13 protein-coding genes and 1 pseudogene are annotated in these 10,804 nt (G+C 39.8%); 10 read left to right on the plus strand and 4 right to left on the minus strand.

The window, feature by feature from the left end:
* Window positions 1-44: 44 nt before the first annotated feature.
* Window positions 45-293 carry a hypothetical protein gene (locus DDV96_RS14310; protein ID WP_116695468.1) on the minus strand — a complete coding sequence of 83 codons (249 nt, stop codon included), beginning with the start codon at window positions 291-293 and terminating at the stop codon, window positions 45-47.
* Between the two features lie 225 nt (window positions 294-518).
* Between DDV96_RS14310 and guaB the strand changes: the two genes are divergently transcribed.
* The gene (gene guaB / locus DDV96_RS14315; protein ID WP_116695469.1) at window positions 519-1,991 is read left to right on the plus strand and encodes an IMP dehydrogenase; all 1,473 of its coding nucleotides are present in this window, start codon (window positions 519-521) and stop codon (window positions 1,989-1,991) included.
* A gap of 36 nt (window positions 1,992-2,027) precedes the next feature.
* Here guaB and DDV96_RS14320 read toward each other — a convergent pair whose 3' ends face one another.
* Together DDV96_RS14320 and DDV96_RS14325 are read right to left on the minus strand one after the other, a co-directional pair.
* The gene (locus DDV96_RS14320) at window positions 2,028-2,531 is read right to left on the minus strand and encodes an OmpH family outer membrane protein (protein ID WP_116695470.1); all 504 of its coding nucleotides are present in this window, start codon (window positions 2,529-2,531) and stop codon (window positions 2,028-2,030) included.
* Window positions 2,532-2,700: 169 nt separating this feature from the next.
* Window positions 2,701-3,171: an SRPBCC family protein gene (locus DDV96_RS14325; protein ID WP_116695471.1), complete on the minus strand. Its 471-nt coding sequence runs from the start codon at window positions 3,169-3,171 to the stop codon at window positions 2,701-2,703.
* Window positions 3,172-3,331: 160 nt separating this feature from the next.
* Here DDV96_RS14325 and DDV96_RS14330 point away from each other — a divergent pair, with 160 nt between their 5' ends.
* From DDV96_RS14330 to DDV96_RS14370, 9 genes are all read left to right on the plus strand, one after another.
* Window positions 3,332-5,290, plus strand: a complete 1,959-nt coding sequence (locus DDV96_RS14330) for a peptidylprolyl isomerase (protein WP_116695472.1) — start codon at window positions 3,332-3,334, stop codon at window positions 5,288-5,290.
* Complete coding sequence (locus DDV96_RS14335) at window positions 5,290-6,138, plus strand: peptidyl-prolyl cis-trans isomerase (protein WP_116695473.1); 849 nt, start codon at window positions 5,290-5,292, stop codon at window positions 6,136-6,138. Before DDV96_RS14330 ends, DDV96_RS14335 begins: the two co-directional genes overlap by 1 nt.
* Window positions 6,139-6,151: 13 nt before the next feature.
* On the plus strand, window positions 6,152-7,579 hold the full coding sequence (locus DDV96_RS14340; RefSeq protein ID WP_240607739.1) for a peptidylprolyl isomerase: 1,428 nt from the start codon (window positions 6,152-6,154) through the stop codon (window positions 7,577-7,579).
* Window positions 7,580-7,729: 150 nt separating this feature from the next.
* Entirely contained in the window at window positions 7,730-8,683 is a 954-nt protein-coding gene (locus DDV96_RS14345) for an AAA family ATPase (RefSeq protein WP_116695475.1), read from the plus strand.
* Complete coding sequence (locus tag DDV96_RS14350) at window positions 8,683-8,883, plus strand: hypothetical protein (RefSeq protein ID WP_116695476.1); 201 nt, start codon at window positions 8,683-8,685, stop codon at window positions 8,881-8,883. Before DDV96_RS14345 ends, DDV96_RS14350 begins: the two co-directional genes overlap by 1 nt.
* A 389-nt stretch (window positions 8,884-9,272) precedes the next feature.
* Entirely contained in the window at window positions 9,273-9,518 is a 246-nt protein-coding gene (locus DDV96_RS14355; RefSeq protein ID WP_133240861.1) for a hypothetical protein, read from the plus strand.
* A 150-nt stretch (window positions 9,519-9,668) separates the two neighbouring features.
* Complete coding sequence (locus DDV96_RS14360) at window positions 9,669-9,905, plus strand: hypothetical protein (RefSeq protein WP_116695478.1); 237 nt, start codon at window positions 9,669-9,671, stop codon at window positions 9,903-9,905.
* Window positions 9,890-10,192 carry a type II toxin-antitoxin system RelE/ParE family toxin gene (locus tag DDV96_RS14365; RefSeq protein ID WP_116695479.1) on the plus strand — a complete coding sequence of 101 codons (303 nt, stop codon included), beginning with the start codon at window positions 9,890-9,892 and terminating at the stop codon, window positions 10,190-10,192. Before DDV96_RS14360 ends, DDV96_RS14365 begins: the two co-directional genes overlap by 16 nt.
* A 94-nt stretch (window positions 10,193-10,286) precedes the next feature.
* Complete coding sequence (locus DDV96_RS14370; protein ID WP_116695480.1) at window positions 10,287-10,742, plus strand: hypothetical protein; 456 nt, start codon at window positions 10,287-10,289, stop codon at window positions 10,740-10,742.
* Here the strand turns inward: DDV96_RS14370 and DDV96_RS16240 are convergent.
* Window positions 10,685-10,804: pseudogene (locus DDV96_RS16240) on the minus strand (IS30 family transposase); the annotation flags it as partial. The gene DDV96_RS14370 and the pseudogene DDV96_RS16240 sit on opposite strands and share 58 nt — an antisense overlap.

Below are 10,804 nucleotides of genomic sequence, written 5' to 3' on the forward strand. Positions count from 1 at the left end.
CCAGAAAAAACTTGGGGGCATTGGTTAAACATAATTTGGTGTCGTTAGGCGTTTAGCTGTTGTGGTGCCCAAGCCGCGCAAAGCATGCCAGGAGCGGCCTTGTCAGGGTTGGCGCAGTCGCTTTCTTCGTACCTGGAACAGGTTACGCAGTTGCGTTCATCGTTTAATTTTGCTTTCATTTCAAAACTGTCGCAAGTGTAATGGGTGTTGACCATTACTTTATGGACCGAACAAACGTCGCCTTCCATTAAATTGTCGCAGTTTATACAGTTGTGTGCCAGTCTAATTGCCATAGTGATTGTTTTTAAAGTTTCTTAAAAGTAACAAGAGATTGTTTTAGAAACAATTTAAATAGCTGTATTGGCCGTGTTTTGTTTTTAGATTGAATTAAAATAAACCTTTTCATTGTTTATTAGGCTCAACATTTAATCGTATATTTGCACGCAATTAAACGGTAACCAGTTTCCAGTGTCCCAGTCCATCTTTTCTGAAAGGCCCTGAAACAAAACTTAATTGCAATGACCGCACACGACAACAAAATTCTTGGTGAAGGCCTTACGTATGACGACGTACTTTTAGTACCGGCTTATTCTGAAGTGCTCCCAAGGGAAGTTTCCATCGAAACAAAATTTTCACGAAATATCACCTTGAACGTCCCCATTGTGTCCGCAGCAATGGATACCGTAACCGAAAGCGCCATGGCCATAGCCATAGCCCGTGAAGGTGGAATAGGTGTTTTGCACAAAAACATGACCATTGAGCAACAGGCGGCCGAAGTGCGCAAGGTAAAACGTGCCGAAAGCGGTATGATACTCGATCCGGTTACCTTGAAAAAGACCGCAACGGTTGGCGATGCCCAAACAACGATGAAAGAATATAGTATTGGGGGTATTCCTATTACCGATTCCAGCGGTAAATTAATAGGTATCGTTACCAATAGGGACCTAAGATTTGAAAAAAACTATGATCGTAAGTTGGAAGAAGTGATGACTTCTGAAAATTTAGTGACGGTGGCCAAAGGAACTTCTTTAAAAGAGGCGGAAATTATTCTTCAAGAAAACAAAATTGAAAAATTACCAGTAGTGGAGGATGATGGCACTTTGTTGGGTTTGATAACTTTTAGGGACATTACAAAACTCACCCAAAAACCAATAGCCAATAAAGATCAATATGGCCGGCTGCGTGTAGCCGCGGCATTGGGTGTTACCGCAGATGCCGTTGAACGTGCTGAAGCCTTGGTAAACGCACAAGTGGATGCTGTGATCATTGATACGGCCCACGGCCATACCCAAGGGGTGGTCTTGGTGCTGAAGGAAGTGAAAAAGAAATTTCCAGAACTGGATGTAATAGTCGGTAATATTGCCACGCCAGAAGCTGCCAAATATTTGGCCGATGCTGGCGCCGATGCTGTAAAAGTTGGCATAGGTCCAGGTTCTATTTGTACCACTCGTGTTGTTGCGGGAGTTGGGTTTCCGCAGTTTTCCGCTGTGCTGGAAGTCGCTGCCGCATTAAAAGGAAGCGGCGTCCCGGTGATTGCCGATGGTGGCATACGTTACACCGGTGATATCCCAAAAGCCTTGGCTGCAGGAGCCGATTGTGTGATGTTGGGCTCTTTATTGGCCGGTACCAAAGAATCCCCTGGCGAAACGATTATCTACGAAGGCCGCAAGTATAAATCCTACCGTGGAATGGGCAGTGTAGAAGCTATGAAAAAGGGCTCGAAAGACCGTTACTTTCAAGATGTGGAAGACGATATTAAAAAACTGGTGCCAGAGGGCATTGTAGGCCGTGTGGCGTACAAAGGCGAACTGGTGGAGAGCATGACGCAGTTTATTGGCGGGCTCCGTGCCGGAATGGGCTATTGCGGTGCCAACTCCATTGAAGCTTTGAAAGAAAATGGCAAATTTGTAAAAATTACCGCTTCTGGAATTCACGAAAGCCACCCGCACGATGTAACCATAACCAAAGAAGCACCCAATTACTCCAGGTAATCCAGTGCTTGTTTAGTGGTGAGGTGTTTAAAAAAATTACTCTTCCGTAACGGTGATGCCTAATTCTTTAAGGACTGCTAAGGTAATGTCGTATTTGTCATCCAAATACACCAAAGAAGCATCGGTCTGTAAAATTTGGGTGTACCCTTGAGCCTTGGCCACTTTTTCCAGTGCATCGCCAATTTTAGTGTAAAGGGGTCGCATTTCATCGTCCCGTTTAATGCCTATGAGGCTGTTTCCGGTTTGTTGAAATTTGGCAATATCGTTTTCGGCTGCTGCCAATTCTTGTTGTTTTTCTTTTTTCTGGGCTATGGTCAAAGTTGCTTCACTGGTCTTGTAGGCTTCTATTTTTTCCTTGTAATCGGTTACCTTTTTTTGAAGGTCGGCATCCAATTTTGAGGTATATTCTTCAACTTCCTTATTTACGGTTTCCAGTTCGGGCATTTTGGACACCACATAATCCACATCGATGGTCCCCACCTTGGTTTGGGAAAATGCCGTTATACTAATGAACAATGCTAAAATGCTTAGGTATTTCATAATTTGTTTATTTTTAATAAAGTGCAAAACTACACAAATTCAGTTTAAAAGACGATGCCTGTGTTGCTGTGTTACATTTTATTGGGTGCGGTAAAACCGTAGTAAATAACAAAGCACCATGATTTATTTTGACTTTGCTGAGGGTGTTACTTATGGCGCAGTATAAAAACTAATTGTTTGTTTCTGTAATTTTTGCGACCGAGGTGCCTTTCTCGGCAAAATTTTTAAAGTCTTCCATATATTTTTTAGACTGCTTTTTAAAAGCGCCCGGCATGAGCCACCCCATCAATTTCATGCCAAGACCAGAAAACTGGAACTCACTTTCCGATATCCATTTGGTAGTTGTTTCATCCAATTCCTCAAAATAATTTTTCTGAATGTTGTGGACGCCTTTTGTATCGTAGGTTGCGTGGAATTCTTTTGGGAACTCACGTTTCAGTATCGTTTCAATCAACGTCATGTCGCGCTTTCCCATTTGGTATTCCAATTTCATTTTAGCGCCCTCTTGGCCGGGTGTCCCTTCTAACAGCTCATAATTGGTAAGCCCTTTTTGCCAATGCTTCAGGTTTTCGGGCTTGTCCATTTTTTCTATAACCTTGTCGCGGGGCAGGGCAATTGTAATGTCAACAGTGTATCGCATGATTTTTAAATTTTAAACCAAGGTACGCAATTTTCAGAAAACATAATAAAAGAGACCAAGTAGCTACGTTTGTAAAAACGTTTTGCGCGCGTGCTTGTTTAACGGTACTTTTTTATATTTTTGCCACACTTCGACAAAGAATAAATTAATACGTATAAATATGAACAGATATTTCATAGTGTTGCTTTTAACCGTGTTGGTTTCTAACAGTGTTTTAGGGCAAGATAAAAAAGAGGTATTGTTAACCATCGACGGTTCGCCGGTTTATGTTTCAGAATTCAAACGGGTGTACAACAAAAACCTGGAGCTGGTACAGGACGAATCGCAAAAAAGCGTGGATGGGTATTTAGACTTGTTCATTGATTATAAACTGAAAGCCGCCGAGGCCTATGCCCAGAACTTGGACGAAACACGAGCTTATAAAAACGAATTCAGGAAATACCAAGAACAACTTTCCCGAAACTATATTTTTGAAAACAAAGTGACCGAAGACTTGGCACGGGAAGCCTTTGAACGCGGGAAGGAAGAAATAAATGCGGATCATATTTTAATACAAGTGGGCTACGATGCCGTGCCGCAAGACACCTTGAAAGCCTACAACAAGATCAAGGAAATACGTAAAAAAGCTGTTGCTGGCGAAGATTTTGAACAATTGGCGAAACAATATTCCGAAGAACCCGGCGCCAAGGAGCGTGCCGGTAAATTGGGTTATTTTTCGGTGTTTTCCATGGTCTATCCTTTTGAAACGGGTGCTTACAATACCCAAGAAGGTGAAGTTTCTGAAATTATCCGAACCCGTTTTGGTTATCATATCATCAAGGTGTTGGACCGACGGGAGCGCGAACCCAAAATAAGCGTTTCGCACATTATGATTTCGGACAATGCGGGAGCTCGCACTTTCGATCCCGAAGAGCGTATCAATGAGGTTTATGCGATGCTGCAACAGGGAAAGGCTTTTGAAGATTTGGCCAAACAATACTCAGACGATAAAAACTCTGCCGTGAAAGGCGGACAATTAAGTCCGTTTGCAAAAGGCGACTTAAAATCCGATAAATTTGAAACGGCCGCGTACAACCTCAAAAAGCCGGGCGATGTTTCAAAACCAATTAAAAGTGAATTTGGCTGGCATATCATCCGATTGGATTCCGTTCTCGGCAAACCTACTTTTGAAGAGGAAAAAGACTACTTGGAAAAACGGGTAAAAGAAGGCAGCCGCTCGAAAATAGTGAGCCATGCGGTAAACAACAAAATCAAGGAAAAGTATGGGTTTTCACAAAAAAACAATTACAGTCCCTTTTTTAATGAATTTGTAACCGATGAGGTGATGAACAGACGATGGAAGTACGACACCTTGCCCCCTTCGCAGGATAAAGTGCTTTTCACTATTGGAGAAAGAAATGTTATGTACAGCGATTTTGCCGAGTACATCAGCGAACGCCAACGCAGGATGCAGCTTGCAAAAACCAAGTTTAAAGTCATCAGTGATATGTATGATGAGTTTGAAACCCAAGCGTTAAAAGATTATTTCCGTTATAAACTGGAAGACGAGAACGAGCAGTATGCCGCTGTGATAAGTGAATACCGCGACGGCCTGTTGATATTCGATTTGATGGAAAAAAACGTTTGGAACAAGGCCAAGAGCGATTCCGTAGGGCTTCAGAAATTTTACGAAACCCACAAAAAGGAATATAAATGGAAAAAGCGGTACGATGTGGAGATCATTTCGGCCACCAATAAAAAAACGGCACAGCAAGCCGCAAAGCTTTTCAAAAAAGGCAAAACCGGCGACGAAATAAAAGCTCAATTAAATCAGGGCGACACGGTAAACGTGATACTTACCACTGGCATGTTTGAAAAAGGCGAACGCGAACTGCCAATGGATTTTAAGGGGAAAAAAGGGGTGTCCGAAGTGTACCATCAAAATGATTCCTATATTGTGGTCAACGTAAAGCGCACTATTCCGGCTGGCATAAAACCATTGGAGCAGGCAAGGGGACGCGTATTGAGCGATTATCAAAACCATATAGAAAAGAAATGGATGGAGAGCCTTCACGATAAATATAACGTAACCATCAATAAAAAAGCACTAAAAGGAGTTAAAGAAGCGTTACAGGGCTAATGAAAAAGACCGGAACACTTGTTTTGTTGTTTTTTATCGCGGTATCCTGTGATTATTTTAAACAAGATGCCGAGCAAATCCCTATTGCCCGCGTTAATGAAAATTACCTGTACCAAGAGGATGTAGCTTCTATTTTACCCCAAAACGTAACCCAACAAGACAGTGCATTGTTGGTGGACAATTTTATAAATCGTTGGGCCACGCAGCAATTATTGATCGATCAAGCCAAAATAAACCTGCCTCAAGAAAAACTGGATGACTTTCAAGATTTGGTCAACAATTACAAAGACGAGTTGTATGCCGAGGGGTACAAAAACGCAATCGTGGCACAACAATTGGACAGTACTGTGACCGAACGGGAGTTGAAAGATTTTTATACCCAAAACAAAACCAATTTCATTTTAAACGACGAACTTGTGAAAGTACGGTACATTGTACTGCCAAAAGATTTCACAAATTTCAATAGCGTGGTTGAAAAATTCAAACGGTTTACCAAGGAAGATGAAAAAGAACTGGAAAAACGAAGCATACAATTTAACCGCTATAATTTCAACGATTCCACGTGGGTGAAAAAAGACGCTTTGCTACGAACGTTTCCCGCCTTGAAAGAGAAGGAAACCGAATTGTTAAAAAAATCAAATTTCACGCAAGTACGCGATTCTTTAGAAGTATATTTGGTCCAAATTGAAGATGTTTTAAAAACCAACGATATAGCTCCTCTTTCTTATGTTTCGCCAACCATAAAACAGATTATTTTAAACAAAAGAAAGCTGGAACTGATAAAAAAATTAGAAAAAGACATAACGAACGATGCATATAAAAACAAACACTTTGAAATATATAAATAACAGTTTGGTACTCATGGCATTAGTCCTATTATTGGGGGATACTGTCTCAGCGCAAGAAGTTGTCACCGTGGATAGCACTGGCGTTGCCAAAAATACAGTAGAAGATTCCATTAAAATCACTGCCAAAAAACCAGACTCCATAAAACCGTTTAAACGATTTAAGGCTGAAGGCGTAAGTGCCGTAGTAGGTGAATATGTAATATTGGACAGCGACATTGACAAAGGCTACTTGGAAATGAAACAACAAGGGCTCGACATTAAGGACATTACCAGGTGTGAGCTCGTAGGTAAGTTAATGGAAGACAAGCTATATGCCCACCACGCCAAAATTGACAGCGTGGTAGTTGCAGACGAACAAATAAACGAGCAGATAAGCCAGCAAATGGATTATATGGTAAGTGAACTGGGCAGCGAGGAAAAAGTGGTCGAATATTACCGTAAAGACAATATGGCACAACTGCGCCAAGAACTCTTTGAAGTGAACAAAACCATGGCCTTGGCTAACCAAATGCAACGTAAAATTATTGAAGATGTTGAGGTAACCCCCGAAGAAGTCCGTGAATTTTTCTTCTCTATCCCCGAAGGTGACCGACCGGTTTTTGGAGCCGAAGTAGAAGTGGCACAAATTGTCATCGAACCAAAAATTACCGAAAAGGCCAAGCAGGATGTCATGAACAGGCTTAACGAGATACGGCGCGATGTGGTGGAAAATGGGGCCAGTTTTGCTACTAAAGCAGTGTTGTATTCCAAAGATCCGGGTTCCAGTTCAAAAGGCGGGTTGTATAAAGGCATTAAAAAAAGTTCGCCCTTGGCCAAAGAATTTATCGATACGGCATTCTCCCTTCAGGAGGGCGAAGTGAGCGAACCGTTTGAAACCGAGTTCGGTTTTCATATTTTAATGGTCGATAAAGTGAAAGGGCAGGAGTTGGACGTACGTCATATTTTAATGTTGCCAGATGTGTCGCAAAGCACCATCGATGACGCTCGAGCCAAAATAGACAGTATTCGCACCAAAGTGGTGAACGGCGAGCTTTCTTTTGCAGATGCCGCCATGAAATATTCCGATGAAAAAGAAACCCGCTTCAGTGGTGGGCAACTGGTTAATCCTGTTTCAGGCGACACCCGTTTCGAACTCACCAAAATGGACCCGGCTTTAAGTGCCCAAGTGTATAACTTAAAAGCGAATGAAGTTTCAAAAGTGTATTCCGATAGGGACCGTACGGGCAAAACAAAATTCAAATTCCTTACCGTAACCCGTCGCTATGAAGAGCACAAAGCCGATTTTTCAAAAGATTACGAAAAAATAAAAGAATTGGCTCTGAAACAAAAACAGGTTAAAGAAATTGAAAAATGGCAGAACGAAAAAATCGACGAAACCTACGTTAAGGTAAACGAAGATTATCAAGACTGCAATTTCACTAGCAATTGGCTGAAAAAGTAGCTTTAGTTTGTAGTCGGTAGCGGGTAGTAAGTAGTGAACTTGAAACCTGAAACCTTCTCCTGAGCCCTTCGGTAAAAACTCAGGATAAACTAAAGTCGAAGGGCTGAAGCCTAAAATTTAAAATATCTAAACTAACAACCACCCATTAATATGTCAGACGTAGCAGCAGTAAAACAACTCGTATCAAAGTACAACGCCTTGCGTGCCGAAATAAGCAAAGTAATCGTTGGGCAGGACGAAGTGGTAGAACAGGTGTTGCTGTCCATTTTCTCAGGGGGTCACGCATTATTGATAGGGGTTCCCGGTCTGGCAAAAACGTTGTTGGTCAATACGGTTGCACAAACCTTGGGGTTGCAATTTAAGCGTATTCAGTTTACGCCAGATTTAATGCCGAGTGATATTCTAGGTTCAGAAATTTTAGACAAAGACCGAAATTTTAAATTTATCAAAGGACCCATCTTTGCCAATATCATTCTGGCCGATGAGATTAACCGTACCCCACCCAAAACCCAAGCAGCTCTGTTGGAAGCTATGCAAGAGCGTGCTGTAACGGTTGCAGGGCAGCATTACAAACTCGATTTGCCTTATTTTGTGCTGGCTACCCAAAACCCGATAGAGCAGGAGGGAACCTATCCGTTGCCCGAAGCCCAGTTAGACCGTTTTATGTTTGAGGTAAATTTAGATTATCCTTCCTTTTCTGAAGAAGTAGAAGTGGTAAAATCAACTACAACTGGAGTACAAAACGAAGTTAATTCGTTGTTCACTGCGGAAAAAATAATCGAATACCAACAGCTTATCCGTAAAATACCTGTTGCCGATAATGTAATTGAATATGCGGTGACTTTGGTAGGGAAAACGCGCCCTAACAGCGATGCAGCGCCCGAACTCGTGAAAAACTACATTGATTGGGGAGCTGGCCCACGGGCTTCACAAAACCTTATTTTGGCTGCCAAAGCACATGCGGCATTGCACGGAAAATTTTCGCCAGACATTGAGGACGTTCAAAAAGTAGCCACCGGAATTCTACGTCACCGCTTGATTAAAAACTACAAAGCCGAAGCCGAAGGCCTTACCATCGAAAAAATCATTACAAGTCTCTTTTAATGAACCCTAAAAAGTTTTTATTGCCTATCATCCTCTTTTTGGTGGGTATGGTATTGATTACCATGGGCGCTGCTTTTAAAATATTGCATTGGGACCTGTGTTTTATCGATGCAAATATATTCATTGCAATAGGTTCGGTTGTTGAGGTAGTAGCTTCTATTATTGCTATTGTTAAGCTTGTCTTGATTTATAAGAAGTGATTTATATCTGTGATAGGATTTTAAGATGATTAACTATATTTAGGAAAGCACACTGCTGGTCCTCAATAACTATATGAATATGAAAATTGGAACTTTACTGTCGGCTTTATTAATTTTATTATGCTTTAGGTGCGCATCCCCAAAATTTTATCCTGAGCTAATTTCAACATATCCCTTAGAAGCAAGATGATTATATTGTGAAATCATCTATAAGCCCTAATAAATTGGTCTGAAAATACTTAAGAGTGAATTAAAAAATACTGAACATATAATTTATCATTATGTGCCTGATCCCGAATGGCATAGTAAAAGAGTTTTCAGGTGTTGTTTATGATGTTGACAATAAGAAGTATTATTACTTTAAGAACAGCAAAAAATACCCAAGGCAATTGAGTGTAACCGAAAATTACCCGTATCCAAATGATAATTATTATAAATTCGTTATCGATAATTTTAGAAATAGAAAAATAGACTATCTAAAAAAGTTAGGAGAAATATCAAATCTTTCTGGATATACAGCCAATGAATCTATTTATGGTATAAATTTAAAAAGCGGTGCGAAAAAAAGGTACACCTTTCGGGGTTTTTTATTTATGAATGGAAAACCTACTCGTGATATAAAACCTAAAAACTAATTATTTCCAATAACCCAATAACCAGTATTTAGTACCTTATAACCATTCACAGAGGCAGTTTTTATACAAGCTGTTTTTTCAAATCCTTCTAAAAGCAAAAAATACTTAATCCAATAATCGTATATTTGTTATAATAGAAATACTATAGCTATGGACTTACAGGCAGATTTAAAATGGATACACAAAGAGCTGGACAAGATAAAAGACCCTGTGTTTATTGAAGCAATTAAAAACCTGTTGAAATCTAAAAAAAATGTAGCAGCAGAACGTATTAGCATTGAGCAATACAATAAGGAAATTGATGAATCCATTGCACAAATAGAAAAAGGGGAAGTTTACACCCACCAAGAAGTAGGTGAACGTATAAAGCAATGGGGAAAACAGTAATTTGGACGCATCAAGCCGATGCAGAATTAAGCCAAGCTTTTTTGGAGTTATTAGAACAATCTGAATCGATTGAAATGACAACACGCATCATCACAGAAGTTTACGCTTCTGCTTCCATATTAGCGACCAATCCTGAGATTTATAAATTAGATACACTTAAAAAAGATAATAAAGGAAATATCAGGTCGTATGAAAAACACACCTATAGAATATCCTATCAAATAGAAAAAGAAGCTGTATATATAATCCGTGTACGCTACGCTAGAAAAGAACCTTTGGATTATTAATGTCATCACCGACAAAACAAAACCCAGCCTCGCACGATGTTAAGGCGTAGTTTATTATTTGACTTGAGAATGAATTGTAAAACCTGACAACTAAATGAAATATATTGCTTTAATTTTTTATATAATATTATTTGTTAGTTGCAGTACGTCTAAGTTTTATAGCGAGGTTTCTTCTTTAAATGATAGTTACCGCAATGAGCTTGTCGAAAAATATGGAAAAGACGCAGTTAAGAGAAATTCCTTTGACCCTCATAAGTTAGTTTTAAAAACATTAAAAGAAAGAATTCAAAACACAGATCATATTATTTATCATTACTCGCCTCTTCCAAAATGGAAAAGTAAAGAATTCGCAGGGGTTGTTTATGATGTTGATAATTCAAAATATTATTATTTAGAGAATAGTGAAGAAAGACCTCGAAAAATTGTTGTAGATACTGTTTATGATTATCCAAATGATAATTATTACAAATTTATTATTGATAATTGCCATGTTCAAGTTATAAGTGCAACTGGCCAAGTTGATTTTAATTTTTCTATTGGGCTAATGTAGCCAAACTTTCTCACTCTTCTGTTATTTATCAGTCTTTCAATTTCCCTTATCCTGTATTCGCT

The sequence above is a fragment of the Marixanthomonas spongiae genome (assembly GCF_003095375.1).
In the GTDB taxonomy this organism is placed as follows: domain Bacteria; phylum Bacteroidota; class Bacteroidia; order Flavobacteriales; family Flavobacteriaceae; genus Marixanthomonas; species Marixanthomonas spongiae.